Source organism: Sorangium sp. So ce381, from assembly GCF_051473845.1.
Lineage (GTDB): Bacteria > Myxococcota_A > Polyangia > Polyangiales > Polyangiaceae > Sorangium > Sorangium atrum.
On record NZ_CP150336.1, the window covers coordinates 5082418 to 5103856 of the forward strand.

Consider the following 21439-nt stretch of genomic DNA (forward strand, 5'->3'; position numbering starts at 1 on the left):
TTTCAGTACGTCGCCGTGACACCGAGTCCGAGCGCCGCGGCGACCGGAGGCGAGGACCATCGGATGGATCCAGCGATCTCCCGATGCCCGCCTTGGCGCCGGAGCACCGCGTCCGCCACGATTGCGCTGGCCTCGGCGTATCCATGCGCGCTCCACCTGTCCGAGAAGGCCCAGGCGCTACCAAGCCGCGCTCCAACGCTGAACAGACGGTCGTCACGTACCGTCATGTCCCACGGATGCCGGGGCACGAACCGGACGAAGCCGGCGGTCGCGACCCCGCAGCCGAAAAGGTGATGGCCGTGCAGGCAGCCCACACCAGCCGCCGTGAAGGCCCTGGTGCTGATGGTCATCTCTTTCACCTCCTGCGCCAGGGACACGAGCCCCCGACCTTCCACGGCGACCGACCAGTCGGGCCGGCGAACGCCGATGGATAGGGTCATGCCAGCCGCGGCCCCCGGCGTGATCCCCAGGCCGAGCGTCGCCCCGAGCCCCGCCTCCAGCCGCCAGCGTTCTTTCGGCGCTGGCGTCGCTTCCGGCAGCGGTGGCGCCTCGGCCCGGTGCGCCTGCGGAACCGGCGGTGAATGCGGCGGCGACGGCTCGGGCGACGGCGGCCGCTCGGAGGGCGGTGACGCCCGCTCCGGCGCGGTCAGGATCTGCGCCACGATCGCGAGGGCCACGCCGGAGATCAGCTCCGCGCAGCCGCGCCGGGTGCTGAACCCCTCGGCCCAGCTCGTCTCGCCCGCGCCCTCGCTCTCGCGCAGTGCCATCCAGGCCGTGAGCTCCGGCCCCTCCTGCGCGATGAGGACCGTGAGCACCCGCGGCGCGTCGTCCTCGAACGGATCGCCGCCGAGCCCGCGCGCCACCTCCGCGCGCAGGAGCGCCTCGTCGGCGCAGCCCTCGGCGCCGGGGCCCCGCACGACCTCCAGCCGCATCGCAGCCTGCGGCAGATCCGGCGCCGCGCGTGCCGCGGCGACGCTCGGCAGGACCGTGGCCGCGGCGACGGCGCGCGCCAGCCACCTCGCGCCCCCGCGCGGACCGATGCCGCACCGGGCCAGGCGCTCGCCGAGCCTCGGTCTGGCGCAGCGCCCGCTCATCGCGACGGCTCGCTCCCCGGCGCGCCCTGCTTCGGCGCGGCGAGGCGCGCCAGGGCGACCGTGCGAAGCCGCTCCCGCACGTTCTTCAGCTGCCCCCCGGGGAACCGCTGCTCGTGCACCGCGATCTGCCGGAGCGCCCCGGTCGCATCACCGGCGGTGAGGCGCTCTCGCGCCGCGGTGAGCAGCCGCAGCTCCTCCGCGAGCGAGTCATCGCGCTCGCTGGCCTCGATGGCCCGTGGCGCCGCCCGCGGAGCAGCAGGGCACGGGCGGTGGGGCGCCTCGGGCGCGGGGGCGACGGGCACCGGCTCCGGCGCCTCCTGCTGCGGCGTCGCTGCAAGGCAGGCGGTGCGCGCGGGAAGCAGCTCGGGCAGCACCGGCCCGAAGCGGCGAGCCCAGAGGGCCGGCGGCCGCGCGAGGGCGAGCAGCACGGCGACCGTTCCGGCGACGCCCGCCGCAGCCGACCCGAGGACGAGGGCGATCCGGCCAGGTCCCCGTGGCAGCGTCGAGGTGACAGGCGAACGCGGCGGCGGTGCCGGCGGTCCGGGCGGAGCCGGTGGCCCAGGCACTGCCGGCGGCGGTGCCGGCGGTGCGGATGCCGCAGGCGGAGCAGGCGGCGGCGGCGCGGGGGCCGCAGGCGGAGCGGGGGCCGGCGGCGGTGCCGCCCGCTCCGTGGCGCTCGCGCCGCCGTCGCGCGCCAGGAACTCCGACGCCAGCGGGAACGGGAGCCAGCACGCGCGCAGCGCCTCCCGCTGGTCCGGGCGGAGCCGCGCGACGGCGGCGCGGTAGTCCTCACGGGCCAGGCGCAGCCGGTTGGCGGCGGTGTTGTAGTTGATGCCGAGCTCGCGCGCGATCTCGACGATCGGCACCTCGCAGGCCTCGTGCAGGACGAGCAGGACCCGCCGCTCGGGGGCGATCGTGCTCAGCACGTCGATCGCGAGCTCCAGCCGCTCTCGCTCCACGACGCGCTGCTCGCTGCTCGGCGCGGGATCGACCGCCTGGCCGCGCGGCGCGGGGTGCAAGCCGTCCGGCACCTCGCGGCGGCGGTAGGCGCGTTCCAGGTGCTTGCTGACCTTCCGCCACGCGATCCCGAAGAGCCATCGGGCTTCCGCGCTGCCGCGCGGGCGCCGGCCATCCCGCTGCGGCGGATCGCCGGCCGCGTCCGCCTCGCGCGGAGGCGACGACGAGGCGGAGGCCGGGTAATCGGGATCGAACCGATCCAGGCTCTCGTACGCCGCAAGGAGGACGTCCTGGACCAGGTCCTCCACGTCGGGCGCGGCGACCCCCAGGAGCCGGAGCGAGCGCGGGAGGGTCTCGATCGCTGCGGTGTGGACGGAATTCCAGGTAGCGGTGCGGGAAGCGTCAGCGGCGGGAGGAACGTGGGTGCTCATACCCAGAATTGCGGGGAGCTCTTCGGGTCTGTTTGGAAAACGCACGGCCCGGCGCACGGGACGGAGGCGCTCCTGCGGCGAGCGTCGCGCTCACGACAGGCTGCGGCTCTCTGGCGGGATCCGCGCCGAGTGGGGCGAGATCGTTTCCATGTGGGCCAGCACCTCGGCCTGACCCCAGCGGTCGAGCGCGTCCATCTCCGCCGGGCCGAGCAGCCGCCGGATCGCCCCCCAGGTGCGCTCGAACTCGAGCGCGCACAGGTGCTGCGACAGCGCGGTGAGGGGGCTCAGGTCGGAGTCGTCGCCGCGGTACGCCGCGTAGGCCTCGGCGTCCCATCCTTCCAGCGGGAGCGCTTCCGCCTCGTCGATGCGCCGCTCCAGCGCGTCCTCGGTCTCCGCCCAGGCTCGGGCGATCTGGAGGAGCTTGGCGATCTTGTCGAGCGGCAGGCCGAAGCGCGCGACGCGGTGCTCCTTGCGGCGCGATAGCCACACGACGAGCACCTGCCACATGGTCCGCCAGTCCGGCAGCCGGTCGAGGACGAAGTAGCGCTCCTCGACCCACGCGCGGATCTGCGCCGCAGCCGCCGTGCCCTGGGAGCGCTCCACCTCGGCGAGGAACGCCGCGATGTGCACCGCGATCATGCCCTCGTAGTCCCGCTCCTCGTCGTCCAGCGCCTCGATCGCGATCTCCGCCCGGACGCAGCGGCGCGCGGCCGTCTTCACCGGCTCGACGTCGTCGATGCGGAGCCCGAGATCGGGCCAGAAGGGCGTTACCCTGTCCATGCTGAGCAGCCGGACAGCGCTCGTGTAAGCGTAGGATACATTGAGGTCGAGAAGATCGAGGGTGGGGTTCATCGGCAGCGAAGCTCGGGTTGGCCCCGGAGCGGGCTGGGGGAGACGACATCCATGGCGACGCAACCCTACCAGCCAGCCGCATCTCGAGGCGACCTCTGAAGCGAACGCCGCCGTCTTCGCTCGCTGGAGCGTCGACCGCCGCGTGCCCGCCCTCGGACCGCCGGAGAGCGCCTCTCCGGCCGGAGCCGTTCTAGAATGCGGGCATGCGATTCGAAGGCCCACGCGCTCCGGGCACGCCGCTCGCGGCCGCGATTGCCGCCTCGCGGAGGTCGTCGTGACGGAGTCCGCCCACCGGCCCGAGATCGAGCGCGCGCTCCGCTTCATCGCCGCGAACCTCGAGAGGCCCATCACGGTCGCAGACGTCGCGCGCGCGGCGCGCCTCAGCGAGTTCCACTTCCACCGGGTGTTCCACGCGGCGGTCGGCGAGCCGATCGGGCGGTTCATCACCCGGAGGCGGCTCGAGCAGTCGGCGCTGCGGCTCGCGTACGAGCCGGACCGCAGCATCATGGATGTGGCGCTCTCGTCCGGGTATTCCTCCGCGTCGAACTTCTCCAAGGCATTTGCGGCGCAATACCACGCTTGCATGCCCTGTCCGCCGACCATCCCGCTGCCGCCCCCGCTCTTCCGCGGCCGCACCCTGGTCGCACGGCGGCTCCGGGCAGGCTCCGTGACCTTGGCCTGACCAGGAAAAATCTTACGGTACGGGCTCACCGAGCAAGGGCGCGACAACCGATCCGCTGGCGCCGGCGGTGAACCTCGAGGCCATCGGTTACCCATCGCACCAGCACGGCATCAAGTCGCGAGCGCGGCTTCCAACCTCGGTGCGCTTCTGATACAAGCCATCGTGTCTAGGGGGGACGTAGGGGAGGGAGTCTATGGCGAACGAAAAGGACGCCACTTCGGCGCTGCTTCATACATTTTTCGCGTCCTGCCCAGAGATGCTCTTCATCGCGGACGTCGATGGGAGAATGCTGCATGCGAGCGGCTCGCTCCGTCAGGCGCTGGGGGCTCGGGTACAGGATGGGAGTTCGCTCGCGGCGCTCGTCCATGCGGACGATCGATCCAACTTCGCCGCTGCGTGGACCAGGCTGAACGAGCAGACAGAGCCGGTGCAGGTCGATGTGCGGCTGATGGACGCCCAGGGCGCTTACCGGCGCCTGACGTGCAACGCGAGCCGGGCGTCCGAAGGGGGCACGATCCACGGGTCGTTGCGGCAGGCCGACGCCGACCGCGAGAGCAGCCCGGCCGAGCCGAGCCTCAAGGAGCGGCTCCTCGACGGTCTGGCAGACAACCTCCAGGTCGTCATCTGGGCGATCGACACCGAGGGGACCGTCATCTACCACGACGGCAAGGGGCTCGATGCCGCCGGGCTCGCGAGGGGCGAGCTCCTCGGGAAGAACCTGCTCGAGCTCTATCCCGAGAAAGACCGCATCATCTTGCGGGGAGCGCTCGCCGGCGCGATCGCCCATGACCACAACACGGCGCACGGCGTCCATTGGGAGAGCTGGGTCGTCCCCGTGCTCAACAGGCGCGGCGAGGTCGACTCGGTGCTCGGGTTCTCGCTCGACGTCACCACGGTGAGGCGCGCGCAGGACGAGCTGCGGGCCAGGATCACCCAGATAGAGAAGCAGCAGGAGGTGATTCGCAACCTCTCCACGCCGATCATCGAGGTGTGGAATGGGGTGCTGACGCTCCCCATGATCGGCGTGGTCGACAGCGTGCGGACGGCCGAGATGATGGACTCGCTGCTCGCGCGCATCACGGAAAAACAAGCCCAATTCGCGATCCTCGATCTGACCGGGGTCGAAGTGGTGGACACGAAGGTGGCGAGCCATCTCATCGAGCTCGTGGCGGCGATCCGCCTGCTCGGCGCCGAAGGCATCGTGGCCGGCATCAAGCCGAACGTCGCGCAGACGATGGTCGCGCTGGGGCTCGATCTCTCGACGATCGCGACGCAGCGCGATCTGCGAGCAGCCCTGAGCTACTGTATCCGGCGCATGGCGCCGCAGCCGCCGCAGGAGAACCGCGCCGGCGTGACCGCGAGCTGACGGGGCGGCCCCAGCGACGGTCGAGCTCGCTGCGGCGCCGGAGAGCGCCTCCGGCGCGCCGCCATCTCCCTTTTTCGGCGAATGCGGCGCACCGGAGGGTGCAGAAGCGCGGGAACGGAGCGATGATGCGCCGGTTATGACCGTTCAGCAGCGAGAGCCGCGCTCGGCCTCGCATCGGGCTCACGGGGTGGGTGCGTGCACACGACAGCCGAAGACAGAGCAGAGACTCTCCGCATCGATCCGCGCCTCCTGATCGAGGCCCTGGACGACCCCGCGCTCGTCATCGACGCGCAGGGCGCTGTCCTGTGCAAGAACGAGCAGCTCGATCTCCTCCTGGCGGGGCTCGGGGCGCCGAGCCTGCCGCTGTCGCCGGAGGGCGATCGCGTGCTGCTGTCGCTGGCGCCCGCGGCCGCCGACGTCGCCCGGATCCAGGCGCTGCTTTCGGGCGAGGTCGATCGAGCCGACATCGACCTCCCGGACCAGGGCCCCGGCGCGCCGCGGTGGGTGCTTCGCGGGCTCGCCTGCACGATCGGCGGCGGCCGCGGCGCGCTGCTCCGCCTCGTCGACGAGGGCGAGCGCCGCGTCCGGGAGCACCAGCGCCGGTGCGCGCAGGTGGTCGAGGCGATGCACCTCGGCTGCACCTTCCTCTCCCTCGAGGCCCCGGCGGACGACCGGTCGCTCCGGTACGTCTACATGAACCGTGCTGCCGAGCGGATCGCCAGCAGGCCCACCGCGGCGATGCTCGGCCGGACCATGGACGAGAGCGTCCCCAGCCTTCGGCAGCTCGGCATTCCTCAGCGCCTGGCGGAGCTGATCCGCAGCGGCGGGACCGACGAGAGCGAGCTGGTCCTCCCCCAGGAAGTGGGCACGCGCGTCATGACGACGTGGACGTTCCCCGTCGGAGATCAGTGCGTCGCCGTGGTCTACGACGATGTCACAGAGCGCAGGGCGACCGAAGCGTCGCTCGACAGCACGCGCGTCCTCCTCGACGGCATCATCGAGCACCTCCCGCTCCTGCTCTTCGTCAAGGACGCCGCGGATCTCCGCTACGTGCGGGTGAACAGGAGGTTCGAGGAGTTCCACGGGCACGCGCCGGGAGAGCTGATCGGCAAGCGCCTCGTCGACTATTTGCCGCAGGCGCTGGCCGCGAAGATCGACGCCGAGAGCCGCGCCGTGCTCGCGGGGGGCGTGCCGGTCGAGGTGCCGGAGATCCGCATCCCGTCGAAGCTCCTCGGGGACCGCATCGGCCACGCCCGGTGGATCCCCATGGAGGGCGCCAAGGGCAAGGGCCGTTATCTCCTCGGGCTCATCGAGGACATCACCGAGCGCAAGAAGATCGAGGACGCGAAGCTCCAGGAGTCGATCCTCCTGGAGACGCAGCGGCGGCTGCTCGAGCTCATCCAGGAGCTCTCGACGCCGAGCATCCCCGTCCACCCGGGCATCCTCGTCGTCCCGCTCGTCGGCCAGATGGACAGCTCGCGCGGCGCTCAGCTCGTGGAGTCGCTCGTCGCCGCGGTCGAGCGGCACCACGCCGAGTTCGTCATCATCGATATCACCGGCGTCACGTCGGTCGACAGCGCGGTGGCCAACCACCTGCTCCAGGCCACGCGCGCCGCGGGGCTGCTCGGGGCCGAGTGCAGCGTCGTCGGCGCCTCGCCCAGCATCGCCCGCACCGTGATCGAGCTCGGCATCGAGTTCGGCAAGCTGGCGACGCACCGGGACCTGCAAGCCGGGTTCCGCCACGCGCTGGCGCGGAAGGGGTATGCGATCACCCCGCGCGCGCGCGTCGATCGACAGGCCTGAGCACGGCGGAGCCGTCCGCGCAGCGCGAGACGGCCGCTCGCGCTACCGCGCCGGCGTCACGAGCTCGGCGAGAACATGATGGGATACACCACGGTGACGACGCCGCCCTCGGGCGCCGGAAACGTGAACTTCTCGAACTCGCGCAGCACGCAGCTCACGACCGCGCGATCCGGCATGGGCGCGCTCGCGGGCGACGGCGCGGGGCTGTTCGGCAGATCGCCCTCGGCGACCGCGGTCACCTTGCCGTCCCTGCCGATGACGAAGCGCACCGAGATCCGGCCGGCGAGGTTGGGATCACGGCGCAGCCCGGCTTCGTAGCATTTGCGCAGCTCACCGAACCGGGCGCGCACGACGCTCCGGATCTCCTCGGGGGCCAGCCGGCCCGAGACCTCCATCGATAGCGCGCGAAACGAGGGCGGCGCCCCTGGCGGCCCGGTGAACTTGCCTTCGCGGGGGAGGGCTCGGAGCATGAGGATCTCCGGCGTCGAGGCCGGCTGTCGCCCCTTCCATTGCCGCGCGCGGCTGAGCGTGGTCGACAGGACCTCCTTGACGTCGGCGAGGCTCGCTAATGGCACGGCGCGCAGGCCGATGCGGTCGAGGCAAGTCCGCGGCGCCTTCGCGCACGCGGCTTCTGCGAGCTCCGAGAGCGCGGCGGAGGCGCGTTCCCGCTGCGGGCCCACCGCCTCGCGCTTCACGAGCGTCCGGACGAACCCGCCGCCCTCCGAGGCGCTCGGCGGGGAGACGGTCAGCTCGAAGAGGCTCACCTCCACGTCGCGTTCGCGGACATCGACGGCGATCTCGAGCCACGGCGGCTCCGAGGCGTCCTCACCGGGAGATCCGGGCACGGGCGTGCGGAAACGGAGCCCGCCCGGGCCGGTGCGAAGCAGCGCCACGGGGTAGCCCGCGAAGGCCGCCGTGCGGGAGACGCTCTCGACGACGATCCAGGCGACCGATTCGTCCGCGGCGACGGCGATCTCGCCCTGCGCGGGCGCGCCGCGGTCGCTCTCGCGGGCGCGCCGCGCCTGGAGCTGCTCGAAGAGCTCATCGACCTTGGTCAGCTGGCCGAGCTCGGCGATGCTCTTCGCGTCGCCGACGAGCCGGCCGTCCAGGAGGACCTGGTGGCCTCGGATCTCGACCTCCGGCGGCGAGGCCGCGTCGGGCGGGGCCTCTGGAGCGACGGGCGGCGCCGCGGGCGCCACGGTCACGGCGATCGGACGCTCGGTCGGGGCGCGCGGGGGAGCAGGCGCGGCGCACGCGCAGAGCGACGCTGCCAGCAGGACGACGGGGCACCAGGTCGGGTGAGGCATCGAGGGGCTCTCTCCAGGGGCGCGACGCTGAACCGCCGCGATTCGAGGATGCGAGCATACCTGTCCAGGCGAGCGCGAAGCGAGGCTGGCGATGCGGTGAGGGCCTGACTCTTCCGCTCGTGCCCCTTGCGATCCGGCCGGTCCGTACCAGAGCTTCAAAACACCGCTCATGCCTGAAGGCGACACCCTCTTCCGCATCGCCGCCGCCCTCGGCCCCGCGCTCACCGGCGCGCGCGTCGTCGCGCTCGAGCTGCCCCGGAGCGACCAGCCGTGTCGTTGGCTCGTCGGCCGTCGCATCGAGCGCGTGGAGGCGCGCGGCAAGAACCTCCTGATCTTCTTCGACGAGGGGACCGTCCTCCACACCCACCTGCGCATGAGCGGGGTCTGGCACCTCTACCGCGAGGGCGAGCGCTGGAAGCGGTCCGAGGCGACGGCGTCGGCCATCCTCGCGGTCCAGGGCTACATCGCCGTCTGCTTCCGCGCGCCCGTCGCGCGCCTGCTCCGCGCGAGCGCCCTGCGCGGTGATCGCCTCCTCGGCGGCCTAGGCCCGGATCTGCTCGGCGACGCCTTCGATGCCGCCGAGGCGCTCCGCCGCCTGCGCGCCCTCGACGAGGTGCCCCTCGGCATCGCCGTCATGGACCAGCGCGTGGTCGCCGGCATCGGCAACATCTACAAGAGCGAGCTCCTCTTCCGGACGCGGCTCGACCCCTTCGCCCCGGTCCGGGCGTACTCCGACGAGGAGCTCTCCGCGATGCTCGACGTCGGCCGCAGCCTCCTGCAAAGCAATGTCGAGCCGCGGGACGCCGCCAGCGCGTACCGTGGTCCGACCGCACATTATATGACCACACGCACGACGCGCGCCGGCGGAGACCGCAGGAGGCCGGTCAGCGTGTACGGCCGCGAGGGGTACGCCTGCTACGACTGCGGCGCCGCGGTCCAGATGCGCCGACAGGGGATGATGATGCGGTCGACCTACTTCTGTCCCCGTTGCCAGCCGACCCGCGCCGCGCCGCCGCCGGCCGGGCCTGCTCCGTCCGCGCCGTGACCTCGGCCGCCGGCGGGCCGCGCCGCGACGTGCGCGAACGCCAGCACCCCCGGCGATCGCGCGTCGCGCGCAACCGTGCTGCCCGGCAGACCTTTCCGGCGCTCCGATCGTACGATCCGCTCCATGCGCCTCACCCTGCTCCTGATCCTCGCGCTCGCGCCCGGGTGCAGCAACACCCTGGACGAGCCCATCACCCCGGACAACGCCGGGAGCGCAACGCCCCCTCCGGCCCCCGTCTCCTCCTCCTCGGCAGATGCGCCGGGCTCACCGCCCGAGACCGGCACCGCCGAGGCCGAGCTCGACCCCCGCCTCGCCCCGCTCATCGCCGCCGCCTTTCGCGACTACAAGCCGTGGGGGCGCGTCGACGACGAGCTCCGCTGGGCGCCCTGGCTCTGCCGGATGCCGCTGCCCGGCCGCGTCCGCATGAGCGCCGCCGAGGACGGCGGCCACGCCCGCAAGCTCTACTCGGTGTTCGCCAAGCACCGCGATCGCTATCCGCTCGTCGACGCGCAGGCGCCCGTCGCCCAGCCGGTGGGGCAGGTCCTGATCAAGGAGAGCTATGTCCCCGAGCTGGTGGAGGACGGCGCGGCGGCCGCCCTCCCGGGCGCCGGCGCCACCCCGCCGGACGCCACGGATCATTTCGATCCCATCCTGCGCGACGGCGATCGCGTCTACCGCGCGTCGCGCCTCGCCGGCGCCTACGTGGTGCTCAAAGTCGCGCCGGACACCCCCGGCACCGACGCGGGCTGGGTCTACGGCACGGTCACGCCCGCGGGCGAGGTGACCTCCGCCGGCCGTGTCGCCTCCTGCATGGGGTGCCACGTGAGCGCCCGTCACGAGCGCGTCTTCGGGCTCGCGCCGGCGCCGTCCGCGGCGCCCTGACGGGCTCCGGGCGCCGCGGCAGCGTCGACGACCCCGGCGAGCGCGTCCAGCGACATCGGCTTGACGAAGTGGGCGTCGAACCCTGCCGCCTCGGCGCGGCGGCGGTCCGACGCCTGCCCATACCCCGTGAGCGCGACGAGCGCGCCCGAGCACAGCCCGGCCTCCCGCAGGCGGCGCGCCACCTCGTAGCCGTCCATCCCGGGGAGCCCGATGTCGAGGAGCACGAGATCGGGCCGATGCTCCGCCGCGGCCCTCAGCGCGCGCGGGCCGTCGCCGGCGATCCACACCTCTTGCCCGAGGGCCAGCAAGGCGTCGGCGAGGGTGCTCGCCGCGTCCACGTTGTCCTCGACGATGAGGACACGGAGCTTCCTGGCCGCCGGAGACGGCTGCTCTGCGTTCTTCGAGGGCGCGGACGCCGTCCCGACGGCCGCCGCGGGGAGGCGCTCGTCCGCCGCCGCGGGCGCGCGCTCGTCCGCCGCGACGGGCAGGCGCACGATGAACTCGCTGCCTTGCCCGAGCCCCGGGCTCGTCGCTTCGATGGTCCCGCCGTGGAGGGCGACCAGATCGCGGACGATGGTCAGCCCGATCCCGAGGCCGCCGGGCGCCCGATCGAGGCTGCGATCCGCCTGATGGAACAGCTCGAAGACCTGGGGCAGCACCTCCCTGGCGATCCCGATCCCGTCGTCGCGGACGCGCAGCTCCACCTGGTCCCCGCGCTGCTCGACCGTCACCCCGATGTGGCCCCCGAGATCCGTGTACTTGCACGCGTTGGTGAGCAGGTTGACGAGGATCTGCTCGAGGCGGACTGGGTCCGCGAGGACGTGGACGGCGGCCCTCGGCAGCGCGACCCGGAGCTGGTGCCGCCGCGCCTCGATCTGCTCGCGCGTCGACTCCACGGCGCGCGCCACGGCGGCCTTGACGTCGATCCGATCCTTGCGGAGCTCGATCTTCCTCCGGGTGATGCGCGACACGTCGAGCAGATCGTCCACGAGGCGCATCAAGGTCTTCGTTTGCCGCGCGATCACCTCGACGTGCGGGTCCGGCGGCCCGCCGGGGCTCCTCCGCCGGATGAGCTCCACGGCCACGCAGATCGGCGCCATGGGGTTGCGCAGCTCGTGCGCGAGCATGGCCAGGAACTCGTCCTTCCGGCGATCCGCGTTGGCCAGCGCATCCTCGACCTGGCGGCGGAGCCTCGCGATCTCGATGCGCCCGCCGACGCGCGCGAGCAGCTCGCGGACCGAGAACGGCTTGACGAGGTAATCATCCGCGCCCGCCTCGGCGCCGTGCACGCGCGACGCTTCCCCGGATCGGGCCGAGAGCAGCACCACGGGGACGAGCCTCGTCCTCGGATCGGCGCGCAGCGCCTCGAGGAGGCCGAACCCGTCGATCCCGGGCATCATGACGTCGCTGAGAACGAGATCGGGCACGCGCGCCCGCGCGGCGCAGAGCGCCGCCTCGCCGTTCTCGACGGCCTCCACGGTCCACCGCATCGCGAGGACGTCCCGGAGGTAGCTCCGCATGTCGGGGTTGTCCTCGACGAGCAGGACGTGGCCGGCGGGGCCCTCCGCCGGGCGCGCGTGTCCTGCGCTTGCCGGTGACCCCAGCGGCAGCTCCGCCGACGGCGCGGCCTCGGCGTCCCACTGCGACGCTTCCTCGACGAACGCCTGGACCGTCACCGCCGTCACGCCGAGCTCCCGCTCCACGCCGGTGCGCTCCGCAGGCACGTGCGCGGATCCGGCGGGGATGCGGACGGTGAACGTGCTGCCCCGGCCGACCTCGCTCGTCGCGTGGACGTCGCCCATGTGGAACCGGACCAGCTCCCGCACGAGCGCGAGGCCGATGCCGGAGCCCTCGTGGCTCCGCCCGGGCGCCCCCTGGATCCGGTGGAAGCGCTCGAAGATCCGGGGGAGCTCGTCGGCGGGGATCCCCGTCCCCGTATCGCGGACCTCGAGGAGCACGTGGTCGCCGCCCCACCGGAGCGAGACCGCGATCTCGCCCTCGAACGTGAACTTGAACGCGTTCGAGACCAGGTTGAGGACGATCTTCTCCCACATCTCGCGATCGACGTAGATGCGCTCCGGAAGCGGCGGGCAGTCCACCACGAGCCGGAGCCCCGCCCGCTGCATGGTCGCGCGGAACGCGTTCGCCACCTCCGCGGTCAGCGCCGAGAGGTCGAGCGCTTCGTAGACCATTTGCATGCGGGCCGTCTCGATCCGGGCGAAGTCGAGCAGGCTGTTCACGAGCTTGAGGAGCCGCCGCGCATTGCGGCGCGCGAGCTCGACGAGCTCGCGTTGCCTGCCGGTGAGGCTGCCGGGCGCGCCGGTCAGGAGCTCGTCGATCGGGCAGAGCATGAGCGTGAGCGGCGTCCGGAACTCGTGGCTCACGTTCGAGAAGAACCTGGTCTTGAGCTCGTCGAGCCGGCTGAGCTGCTCGTTCGCCACGCGGAGCTGCTCGTTCGCGCGCTGGATTTCCTGTGCCCGTAGGAAGACCTCGGCCTCGACCCGCTCCGCCCGCGTCTTGAGCTCCTCCGTGCGCCGTGCCTGCTCGATCCCGCGCTGCTTCAGCCGGACGAACTCGGTCACGTCCTCGACGCGGTGGATGATGTACGCGACCTTGCCGTCCGGACCCAGGAGGGGCGAGTTCAAGGGGCTCCAGTACCGTTCCTCGAAGCCGCCTCCCTCCGCTTCGGGGCGCGGGATATCGTATTTCTGCACGGCCATGCTGTCCGGGGCGCCCGTCTGGATCACACGCTCGAACGAGGCGCGCAGGTTCCTCGTACCGGTCGCCTGCAGATCGTCCGGATTGTCCGGGAAGGCATCGAAGGCGTTGCGACCCAGGAGCTCCTCACGCCGGGTGTTCGCGGCCCGGAGAAAGGCATCGCTCGCGGCGATGATGGTGAAGTCCGGACGGAGCACGACATAGTTTCCCGGGATCCCCTCGAAAATAGCGCGGAAGTCGGCGCTCGCGGGCAGCGCCTGCTCGCCCTCCGATCGCGGATGCGGCTTCGTGCTCGTCATGGCGCTCGTGGACATGGGCAGATCTTCGAGAGAAGACCTGGTGCACGAGGTCGCCTATCGCTACCCGGATCTCCGCGCCCCCGCGACGCTCGGCCGCAGCAGTGAGCTTGGCGCCGGCTCGCCGCTGACAGGCGCCGTTTCTGGCGCCTCGGGCGCGGGCTCCATGATGCGCGCGACCCACGACAGTCCCTCCACGTTCTCCAGCGTGATCTTCGCGACCATCATGATGGGCACCGACAGCAACGCTCCCGCCGGCCCCCAGAGCCAGCCCCAGAAGAGCATGCCTATCAGGACGGCGAGCGGCGACAGGCCCAGGGTCCGCCCCAGCACACGCGGCTCGAGCACGTTGCCCACCAGCAGGTTGATCAGCAGGTACCCGACCGCCACGAGGGCCGCGGTGCCGGGACCCTGGCTGGCGAGCGCGGCGAGCACGGCCGGGATCGTCGCGACCGCGGCGCCGATGTTGGGGATGAAGTGCAGGACGAACAGGCTCGACGCCAGGAGGAGCGCCAGGTCCACGCCGAGGAGGACCAGGAGCACATAGGCGAGGACGGCGACGAGCAGGCTCGTCAGCGTCTTCACCACGAGATACTTCTTCACCTCCCGCACGATGCGATCGACGTGCTCGAGCCCGCGCGCAGGGGTCGAGAGCAGCCGCCGCACCTTCGCGCCCGCGCCGGCGCCCTCGCAGAGCGCGAAGAACACGACGAGGAGCACCACCCCCAGGCTCGACGCCGCGCTGGCGACCGTGACCGCGGCCCCGCCGAGGAGGGGGACCAGGGACGCCGTGTGCAGCGTGCGCGACAGGAACTCCGGGTTCACCGGGAAGCCGCGCTCCGTGAGCGTCATGGCGAGCGCGCCGGTCATCGAGGACATCCGGACCAGGTAGGCCGGCACCTTCTCCTCCAGCTCCACCCCGGCGATGGTGACGACCGCCCCGACGAAGACCAGGATCGCCAGGTCGACCACGAGCGCGGCCAGCGCCCCGAGGGCCGCGGGCAGCCCGCGGCGGGTCACCCAGGTCGCGATGGGCGACGAGATCGCCGCGAGCGCGACGCCGAACAGCACCGGCACGAGGAACGGCTCCGCGTAGCGCAGCCCCACGATGACGACGACCGCCGCCGCCGCGACCACGACCATCTGAGCTCGACGAGACATCGTGAAGATCCCCATGCCCAACCTCGCTGCTGACGGGTTCTCGCGTCACCTCCGCTCCGGTGGAGCGGAGCGCTGCGCAGTCCCGAGAGGAGCAAGGGATGCGCCACGCTCCGTCCCGCCCGATCCACGGCGCCGGCGAGCCGGCGCGCCGCGCCGCGGATCGGCGCATCGATCCGCTGCGCGACGGCGTGGATCGCTACCGCGCGGACACCCTGGCGTTGCCGGGTTGCCCGCCGTTCAGCGGCACCGCGCCGTGCTGGGCGGCGTCGGTCTTCGGGGTCGTCCCGGTGACGTACGCCTTGACCGCCTCGACGAGGAACCTGAGCCCGGCCGCGCCCTCGTTGTCCCAGTACTCGCCCTCGCGCGGGCTCACGTGGATGAGCGCGAGGGAGGGATCGTCCTTGCCCTGCGGGAAGAAGACCTTGGCCTCCTCCGACCACAGCGCCTCGATCTTCGTCCGACTCCGCACGATCGAGGCGCTGCCCGACAGCGACAGGAAGCGGCGCCCCTCCTGGAGGGTCACGTTCACCTCCGGGTGGGACTCGATCTCATCGACCTTGCTCGAGTCGATGCTCGTCATGAACCAGACGTCCCCGGTCTCGCTGTCGACCTTCATGAGCGCCATCGGGCGCGCCCGCAGCGCCCCTTGGCTGGCTTGCGTGACGAGCATGGCAGTCCGAAACTTCTTGAGGATCTCCAGCAGCTTCTCCCTCGATCCAGTCTCCATGGTTTCCTCCATTGAGCTCCGGCGTCAGTGCGAGATCCGGACCATGGCCGGAGCGCGCTGTGGAGGGAGCGGACCATGGCTCTGCTGTGCCGCACCGAGCGTGCGCTAGAGGCATTCCGCCACAGCGGCAGGCGCGGCCCGCCGCGCCCGCGCGGCGCCGGGCTTGGGGGAGGGGGACCGGGCGGCGGGCGAAGCTACGCTGCGCGGGCGAGCACGAGCGCCCCGATCACGAGCACGACGAGCGCGAGCGCGCCGGCGACCACCAGCGCCACCTTGCCCCACGCGATCGGCGCCGTGCCTGTGACGTGGCTCGCGTCCTGGCCGTGGACGACGGCGCGGTAGCTGCGCCCCTTGTAGCGGTAGGCGAGCACGTACGACGGCAGCGCCAGCCGGCGGGTCTCGAGCGCGTGCAGGAGCACCGCCACGTGCACGTTGCGGAACGTGGACCCCGGGATGACGCCTCGCTTCAGGGCGTCCTCCGCGCTGGCGGCGATCCGCTCGCTGACGATCTTCCGCGCCGCCGAGCGCTGCGCGTCGAACTGCTCCAGCACCGCGTCGGGCGGGCCGAGCTGCTGCTGTGTCCGGTGCGCGGCGGGCACCGCCAGGTCGAGCCGGAAATACGGCGCGAGCTCCCGGGCCTCGTCGAGCGAGAGCCCGCGCGAGGCGGACAGGAGCAGGTTGCGGAACGGCAGCTGCGTCTGTCCGGCGTGCGGGGCCCAGCTGCTCCGGTGGGCGCCCGCGTTCGAGTCCGCCGTCCAGCTCACCACGGCGTCCGCGCTGACGAGCCAGCCCGCCCACCAGATCGGGCGCAGCCCCTCGACGGTCGCCGCGCGCGAGAGATCCGACGGCCGGAAGAAGCCGAGCGTCGACATCCACTGGCGCAGCGCCTGATCGGCCTGATCGGGGGGCACCCCGAACGGGAGAAGCCAGTCGGCCTGATCGATCGGGTCGACGGGCTGCTCGATCCGCGTGACGGCGCCGCAGAAGCGGCACTTCGGCGCCTGGGCCTCGGCCGAGTACGAGACCGCGGCGCCGCACTCGGTGCACCGCAGCACCTGCACCGCCTGCGGGGCCGGGGCGCGGCCCTGCGGCGCGGCGAGGCCGCAGACGGCGCAGCGCAGGTCTCCCGGCTCCAGCGGCCCCTGGCAGCGCGCGCAGCACGGCCCCGTGGCGCTCGTGGTGGCCGAGGCGACGTCCATGCTCACGCTCATCGGGTCCCTCCGGTCGGTGCAGGCCTGCCCCCGCCGGGGCGGACGCCCTCGGTCGGCGCGGGGGCGGCGGCGGGGGCGGGCGGCCGCGCGGCGCCGCGCCGTTCCGCGGGATCGCGGCCCCGGTCGCGCGCCGCGGCGAGGACGAACGGCGCCGCGATCAGCGCGAGCACGAGCACGACGGCGAGGGCGATCTTGATCCAGGAGAGGGGGGCCTTGCCGTGGATCGCGCCGGTCTGGCCGTTGATGAGGACCCGGAAGGGCGGCTTCTGCGGGTCGTGCCGGACGGCGAGCACCCAGAGGGGCACATAGAGCAGCTCGAGCGTCTCGCGGTCGAGGCGCGTCTCGTGCGTCAGGCCGTGGTAGCTGTCCCCGGGCATGAAGCCCGAGAGGTCGCGGCCGATCTTCTCCAGCGCCTCCCGCCGCGCGAGGCCGTAGCACTCGGCCTGGGTCATCGTCGGCTCCTCGGCGATCCAGCCGCTGAGCACCGCGGGCGTGTAGCGCCGCATCGTGCGGAGGTCGAACGGCTCGATCGCCTCGAGCTCGGCGTTCGGGACGGCGCGAGACGCGACGACGAGCACGTCCATGACGTAGGTCGCGTGCTGGCCTTCGAGGTGCCGGTGCTCGGTCCTGGTGACGACGCGCGTCCGGGTGACGCTGTTTCCCTTGTCGTCGGTCGTCGTGTACGTCTCGGTTTCCTGGTAGTCCTCGCCGATCTGCGCCGCGTAGCGCGTCTGCGCCATCGCGGAGTACAGGTAGGCGGGCGTGTAGACGCCGCGGATCGAGTCGACCGTCGCCGTCTTGACGCTGGACTGCGCGAAGAGGCTCCGCTTCCCCAGCCACGCCTTGACCGCGCCCTGCGCGTTCTCCCGGGTCGTTGTGAACCCGAGGACGAAGTGCGGCGACGGCCGATCGTTCGAGGGCGGCCGCTCCACGACCGACGGCGAGGCGCAGTAGGGGCACACCGCGGTCCGCTGGTCCGCTTCGACGCGCAGCGAGGCGCCGCAGGTCTCACATTCGAGTTGCACCGGCGCCCGAGAGAACCGCACCGGGGGGCGCGGCGTCAACAGGGAAGGGGGCGCGCGGCCTAACGCCCGCTCCCCCCCCATCAGTCACCAACGTGAACGTGAACGTGGTCGCGGTCGTGGTCGTGGTCGTGGTCGTCAACGGTAAGCCGTGAACGACCACGACCACGACCGCGTTCACGACCACGACCACGTTCACGACCACGACCGCGTTCACGACCACGACCACGACCACGACCACGACGTTCGGATGTCGGAGAACGCGGCGCGACTCTTGGCTAACACGGAACGGGCGGCGGGCGGCTCCCGAGGTCGGCGGGAGATGCCGAGTCGCCGGTGTCCTGCTGCGGTGTCTGCCGGACCAGCGGTGAGCGCGAGCTCCGCGCCCAGCGCCTGACCGCGGCGTCCGGCCAGGGCTGCCACCGGGGGCTGGCCTGCGGGGCGCGCGCCCCGGCTGCGGACGCCCGCGGCGCGCGCGCCCCGGCGCGCAGGCGCGCGGCAGGCCGCGGCTCGTCGAGGAAGCGGAGGAGATCGGGGGCGAGCTCGCTCACCGCTTCCCGGTGCGGGTAGTGCCCCGCCTTCGCGAAGCGCCGCACGGCCACGCCCTCGAGATAGCGATCGATGTCTGCCGCGTGGCGCGCCGGGATCACCTGGTCGCGCTCGCCCCAGTAGACGGCGAGCGGCGGTATCTCCGGGAGCCGATGAGCGATGTCCATGAGGTGAAGGCGCTGGCCGCGCAGGTCGATCGCGTGGCGGAGCGTGCGCGACAGGGCGCGCGCCGTGCCCGGGCGCGCGTTCATCCGGGCGAGGTGCCTGCGCTCTTCCGCGTTGAAATCGCCGCCGAGCACCAGCACCCCCGCGTGCGTGCCGACGCCCATGAGCACCGGCGCGGCCATCTCGATCAGCCCGGTCACCGCGGCGAGGCGCAGCGGCAGCGCGACCTCGGTCCCGATGCCGCCCGCGGCGACCAGCCCGACGCGGTGGATGCGCCCTGGCCGCTCGGTGGCCACGCACATTGCAATGCTGCCGCCGAACGAGTGCCCCACCAGATCGAAATCGCCGAGCCGGAGGGCGCGGATCCATTCAGCGACCACGCCCGCATACCACGCGACCGTATAGGGAGCGTCGGGCCGGGCCGAGTCGCCATGGCCGGGCAGGTCGAGCGCGACGACCCGGCGCCCTGCCGCAGCGAGCGCGGGGGCGAGGCGGTTCCAGGTCCTACAGCTATCGGACAGGCCGTGCACCAGGACCACGGGACGCTGGCCCTCGCCGCCGTTCCGGGAGGGGCTCCACTCTTGCCAGTGGACCTCGCCAGCAGAAAGCACGCGAACATGGCTGCGACACGTGACCGACATGTTCTTCATCAAGAGTTCGCACGAAGTGCCGCATCTGTCCAGATTGCACGGATGAGATGGGAAGCTCGGGGGAGGGGGCGCCGCGAAGCGAGCTTCGCGTCCAGTGTGGGTTTTGCAGCGCCGGCGTACGTGATCCTGGGCGCACTCGCGGGGTCCCCGGAGGGCCGCCGCCCCTGCCTCTGCCCTGGCCCGGCATGTCCCTGCCGCCGTCCCACTCCCTTGTCGCCTTCCCATCCTGGGTCAGCGGAGCAGTGGGGCGCCTGATACACTGACCGTCCGCCACGCATTGGTGCGCGGCCAGAGTCTGTGTCCCTGATCACCCACCAAAGAGATCAGGAGCTATCACGAGCGTTTGGAGACCTTGTTGCGCTCGTCGAGATCGTGGCGAGCCGCGTGCGTCCTCGCCGAATACGAATACATTTACCTTCGAGCGACATCTACAGGCCGTTAGTGGTATATCGTGATGGGACCTACCCAGGCGTACCCGCCGGGCTGAGACTCCCATCGAGCGTAGTACTCTTTCGGGTACCCCGGCCACTGGCCGAAGAGCTCGGAAAAGCTGAATCCGTGGATGATGCCGCCACCGCTGATTGTCTTGCTTGCATGGTCCACCCCCCAGGGCTCGTACGTGCCAACCTTGAGGTACATCGTGCCTGCCGTGCTGAAGTTCGAGCCGTCCGCTTTGCTAATGGTGAAGGTTCCGGTCCCGCTGGCGGAAATTGACACACACGTCCTGAGAATAGCGCCCCACGTACCTCCTCCGCTGACTGTGCAGTCCGTGCTCGACGTGTAAGCCGACGCGGCCTCGTCGGCGTCCGCCAGCGTTTCTGGCGACTCCTCTACCCCGGAGAGGTCTTCGTTACCACTGTAGGCCACGCAGCCGCCGGCACCGAGGCTGAGGCCAGTCATCACGGTGAACAGAAAGAACACGTTGGTTGAGCTGTGGCACATGGCTGTCTCCTGTCCCGAGGGAGCTCCCGGCCAGCAGTCGCTCCAATCAGCGCATCCAGCGCAGATAGCCTCCCATCGATTGGCCTATTATGGGAGAGCGCTGGAAGCCGCTGCCATACGCAAATCTACGAATCGACGTGACCCCCCCTGACTCTCCCGCGCGTTCTTGCTCCTCTCCTCGCTGAGCTCGCTCGCGCTGGCGCCCGCCTCCTTACTCGACCCAGCTTCCGAGTTCGTCGGGCCAGCTGGAGATCCAAGTCGATCGAGCACGACCGACCGGCGCGGCGAAGCGGCGCCGTGGTGGAGTCCATCCTCGTTCTCCTCCCTGGCCTCGAATTACGGTTTTCAGTCCATGACTTCCGTCATGGACGACGATGCTCCTTTATCATAACCGCAGTTGTATCCAGAGCTACGCGAATCCATGGTAGGATTCGCTGGATGAGCAGCGCGACGTGCTGTACCACATACGAGGAGGATCCATGAGCGTGCTAACCGGCAGCGAAAGAAGGCGCATCGATACCGCCGCTCGCGCACTGCGGCGCGTTCCCGCACAGGGATCGCCGGAGGCCGTGCTCGACGCGCTCGCGCGCTGCGCTCCCATCGTTTGCGGGTCCGTCGGAACAATGAGCGGACGGGAATCCAATTCGATCGTGAGTCATTTCATACGGCTCCCACCCGAGGTGTCCGAGGGATGGGTGACCACGCCGCGCGCTCACCTCACACGTATGCTATCATCCCTCGTGCCCGCGTCGCCAGGTACGCTCATCTCCGACACAGAGGCGATCACCGGTCATTTTCGAGAGGAGCTGGTGCTCCTTCAGCGGCTTCGCGCCGCTGGGTTGGGAGAAGGTGCTGGCTACAAAGTCTCAGCTCGGCCCACGGAGGCCGGGACGAGAGCGCATCGCTTCATGACGTTTGCCCTCGATGATGGCCAGACGTTCACGCGCGAGCACCATCACCTGCTCGCGCAGTTGCAGCCCGCCGTTCACGCGGCACTCGACCGCCTGTGCGTACCGCTCGTCGCCTCCCAGTCTATTCTCGCCCAGATCGTGGAGGAGCAGACCATCGGCTTCATGTGCCTCTCGAAGAACCGCGCGATCGTCGAGACCAACGAGCGCTTCCATGAGCTCGTGATGCGGTTTTCACATGCTGCCAGCGTGGAGGGCGGGCGCCGCGTGCTCCTCCAGTTCGTGGAACGGATACTGGATGAAACACGAGGGCAACGCGTCTGGTGCTTGCAACACAAGGACGGCGCTGCTCAGGTCAAAATATCGACGCATCACCTCGCGAAGGAGTCGCATCTCGTCGGCGAGGACGTGCAGCTCGTCATGATGCAGGAGTTCTCGGCGCATCCACCTGCGAGGCCGCTCGATCTCGCAGGCCTGACAGGCAGGGAGCAGGAGATCGCAAGACTGCTCATCGAGAAAGGCCTCTCTTGCAAGCAGATCGCTGATCATCTCGCCGTTAGCCCCCGCACGGTCGGCAAACATGTCGAAAACATATACCGCAAGCGGAACGTGCATAGCCGTCCAGAGCTCGTCGCCCTCTTTCGCTGAGCGATGATGCCCCCCATGTCAGG

At 71.3% G+C, this 21439-nt stretch carries 18 protein-coding genes; 6 read left to right on the top strand and 12 right to left on the bottom strand.

Features of this window, described 5'->3' with window-relative positions; all coding sequences use genetic code 11:
• Positions 1 to 2 precede the first annotated feature (2 nt).
• From WMF29_RS19075 to WMF29_RS19085, 3 genes are all read right to left on the bottom strand, one after another.
• The gene (locus WMF29_RS19075; RefSeq protein WP_437330208.1) at positions 3 to 1094 is read right to left on the bottom strand and encodes a hypothetical protein; all 1092 of its coding nucleotides are present in this window, start codon (positions 1092 to 1094) and stop codon (positions 3 to 5) included.
• On the bottom strand, positions 1091 to 2482 hold the full coding sequence (locus WMF29_RS19080) for an RNA polymerase sigma factor (RefSeq protein ID WP_437330209.1): 1392 nt from the start codon (positions 2480 to 2482) through the stop codon (positions 1091 to 1093). Before WMF29_RS19080 ends, WMF29_RS19075 begins: the two co-directional genes overlap by 4 nt.
• A 90-nt stretch (positions 2483 to 2572) precedes the next feature.
• Entirely contained in the window at positions 2573 to 3334 is a 762-nt protein-coding gene (locus WMF29_RS19085) for a hypothetical protein (RefSeq protein ID WP_437330210.1), read from the bottom strand.
• 274 nt (positions 3335 to 3608) lie between these two features.
• Here WMF29_RS19085 and WMF29_RS19090 point away from each other — a divergent pair, with 274 nt between their 5' ends.
• From WMF29_RS19090 to WMF29_RS19100, 3 genes are all read left to right on the top strand, one after another.
• Positions 3609 to 4016, top strand: coding sequence for a helix-turn-helix domain-containing protein (locus tag WMF29_RS19090; protein ID WP_437330211.1), 408 nt, complete (start codon positions 3609 to 3611; stop codon positions 4014 to 4016).
• A 193-nt stretch (positions 4017 to 4209) separates the two neighbouring features.
• Positions 4210 to 5382 (top strand): PAS domain-containing protein, encoded by a 1173-nt coding sequence (locus WMF29_RS19095; RefSeq protein ID WP_437330212.1) that lies wholly within the window; start codon positions 4210 to 4212, stop codon positions 5380 to 5382.
• A 195-nt stretch (positions 5383 to 5577) separates the two neighbouring features.
• Positions 5578 to 7185 (top strand): PAS domain-containing protein, encoded by a 1608-nt coding sequence (locus WMF29_RS19100; protein ID WP_437330213.1) that lies wholly within the window; start codon positions 5578 to 5580, stop codon positions 7183 to 7185.
• A 56-nt stretch (positions 7186 to 7241) separates the two neighbouring features.
• Here WMF29_RS19100 and WMF29_RS19105 read toward each other — a convergent pair whose 3' ends face one another.
• On the bottom strand, positions 7242 to 8492 hold the full coding sequence (locus WMF29_RS19105; protein ID WP_437330214.1) for an AgmX/PglI C-terminal domain-containing protein: 1251 nt from the start codon (positions 8490 to 8492) through the stop codon (positions 7242 to 7244).
• A gap of 169 nt (positions 8493 to 8661) precedes the next feature.
• Between WMF29_RS19105 and WMF29_RS19110 the strand changes: the two genes are divergently transcribed.
• Together WMF29_RS19110 and WMF29_RS19115 are read left to right on the top strand one after the other, a co-directional pair.
• Positions 8662 to 9537, top strand: a complete 876-nt coding sequence (locus tag WMF29_RS19110) for a DNA-formamidopyrimidine glycosylase family protein (RefSeq protein WP_437330215.1) — start codon at positions 8662 to 8664, stop codon at positions 9535 to 9537.
• Between the two features lie 123 nt (positions 9538 to 9660).
• Positions 9661 to 10419, top strand: a complete 759-nt coding sequence (locus WMF29_RS19115) for a hypothetical protein (protein ID WP_437330216.1) — start codon at positions 9661 to 9663, stop codon at positions 10417 to 10419.
• Here the strand turns inward: WMF29_RS19115 and WMF29_RS19120 are convergent.
• The 8 genes from WMF29_RS19120 to WMF29_RS19155 form a co-directional block, all read right to left on the bottom strand.
• The gene (locus WMF29_RS19120) at positions 10371 to 13451 is read right to left on the bottom strand and encodes an ATP-binding protein (protein WP_437330217.1); all 3081 of its coding nucleotides are present in this window, start codon (positions 13449 to 13451) and stop codon (positions 10371 to 10373) included. The genes WMF29_RS19115 and WMF29_RS19120 overlap by 49 nt on opposite strands.
• 45 nt (positions 13452 to 13496) lie before the next feature.
• Positions 13497 to 14594, bottom strand: coding sequence for an AI-2E family transporter (locus WMF29_RS19125; protein ID WP_437330218.1), 1098 nt, complete (start codon positions 14592 to 14594; stop codon positions 13497 to 13499).
• A gap of 196 nt (positions 14595 to 14790) precedes the next feature.
• The gene (locus WMF29_RS19130; RefSeq protein ID WP_437330219.1) at positions 14791 to 15321 is read right to left on the bottom strand and encodes a pyridoxamine 5'-phosphate oxidase family protein; all 531 of its coding nucleotides are present in this window, start codon (positions 15319 to 15321) and stop codon (positions 14791 to 14793) included.
• A 194-nt stretch (positions 15322 to 15515) separates the two neighbouring features.
• Entirely contained in the window at positions 15516 to 16532 is a 1017-nt protein-coding gene (locus tag WMF29_RS19135; protein ID WP_437330220.1) for a zinc ribbon domain-containing protein, read from the bottom strand.
• Positions 16529 to 17596 (bottom strand): hypothetical protein, encoded by a 1068-nt coding sequence (locus WMF29_RS19140; RefSeq protein WP_437330221.1) that lies wholly within the window; start codon positions 17594 to 17596, stop codon positions 16529 to 16531. Before WMF29_RS19140 ends, WMF29_RS19135 begins: the two co-directional genes overlap by 4 nt.
• Complete coding sequence (locus WMF29_RS19145) at positions 17541 to 17795, bottom strand: hypothetical protein (protein WP_437330222.1); 255 nt, start codon at positions 17793 to 17795, stop codon at positions 17541 to 17543. Before WMF29_RS19145 ends, WMF29_RS19140 begins: the two co-directional genes overlap by 56 nt.
• A 37-nt stretch (positions 17796 to 17832) precedes the next feature.
• A complete protein-coding gene (locus WMF29_RS19150; RefSeq protein WP_437330223.1) occupies positions 17833 to 18879 on the bottom strand; it encodes an alpha/beta fold hydrolase in 1047 nt (348 codons plus the stop codon).
• A gap of 477 nt (positions 18880 to 19356) precedes the next feature.
• On the bottom strand, positions 19357 to 19860 hold the full coding sequence (locus WMF29_RS19155) for a hypothetical protein (protein WP_437330224.1): 504 nt from the start codon (positions 19858 to 19860) through the stop codon (positions 19357 to 19359).
• Positions 19861 to 20339: 479 nt separating this feature from the next.
• On the opposite strand from WMF29_RS19155, the gene WMF29_RS19160 reads away from it, so the two are divergent.
• Positions 20340 to 21416 carry a helix-turn-helix transcriptional regulator gene (locus WMF29_RS19160; protein WP_437330225.1) on the top strand — a complete coding sequence of 359 codons (1077 nt, stop codon included), beginning with the start codon at positions 20340 to 20342 and terminating at the stop codon, positions 21414 to 21416.
• Positions 21417 to 21439 lie beyond the last annotated feature (23 nt).

Bases quoted from the DNA above. Each gene is read 5' to 3' on its own strand.
- WMF29_RS19130 (WP_437330219.1), bottom strand. From the start codon at position 15,321: ATGGAGACTGGATCGAGGGAGAAGCTGCTGGAGATCCTCAAGAAGTTT.
- WMF29_RS19095 (WP_437330212.1), top strand. From the start codon at position 4,210: ATGGCGAACGAAAAGGACGCCACTTCGGCGCTGCTTCATACATTTTTC.
- WMF29_RS19105 (WP_437330214.1), bottom strand. From the start codon at position 8,492: ATGCCTCACCCGACCTGGTGCCCCGTCGTCCTGCTGGCAGCGTCGCTC.
- WMF29_RS19085 (WP_437330210.1), bottom strand. From the start codon at position 3,334: ATGAACCCCACCCTCGATCTTCTCGACCTCAATGTATCCTACGCTTAC.
- WMF29_RS19125 (WP_437330218.1), bottom strand. From the start codon at position 14,594: ATGTCTCGTCGAGCTCAGATGGTCGTGGTCGCGGCGGCGGCGGTCGTC.
- WMF29_RS19110 (WP_437330215.1), top strand. From the start codon at position 8,662: ATGCCTGAAGGCGACACCCTCTTCCGCATCGCCGCCGCCCTCGGCCCC.
- WMF29_RS19160 (WP_437330225.1), top strand. From the start codon at position 20,340: ATGAGCGTGCTAACCGGCAGCGAAAGAAGGCGCATCGATACCGCCGCT.
- WMF29_RS19135 (WP_437330220.1), bottom strand. From the start codon at position 16,532: ATGAGCGTGAGCATGGACGTCGCCTCGGCCACCACGAGCGCCACGGGG.
- WMF29_RS19120 (WP_437330217.1), bottom strand. From the start codon at position 13,451: ATGTCCACGAGCGCCATGACGAGCACGAAGCCGCATCCGCGATCGGAG.
- WMF29_RS19115 (WP_437330216.1), top strand. From the start codon at position 9,661: ATGCGCCTCACCCTGCTCCTGATCCTCGCGCTCGCGCCCGGGTGCAGC.
- WMF29_RS19075 (WP_437330208.1), bottom strand. From the start codon at position 1,094: ATGAGCGGGCGCTGCGCCAGACCGAGGCTCGGCGAGCGCCTGGCCCGG.
- WMF29_RS19080 (WP_437330209.1), bottom strand. From the start codon at position 2,482: ATGAGCACCCACGTTCCTCCCGCCGCTGACGCTTCCCGCACCGCTACC.
- WMF29_RS19155 (WP_437330224.1), bottom strand. From the start codon at position 19,860: ATGTGCCACAGCTCAACCAACGTGTTCTTTCTGTTCACCGTGATGACT.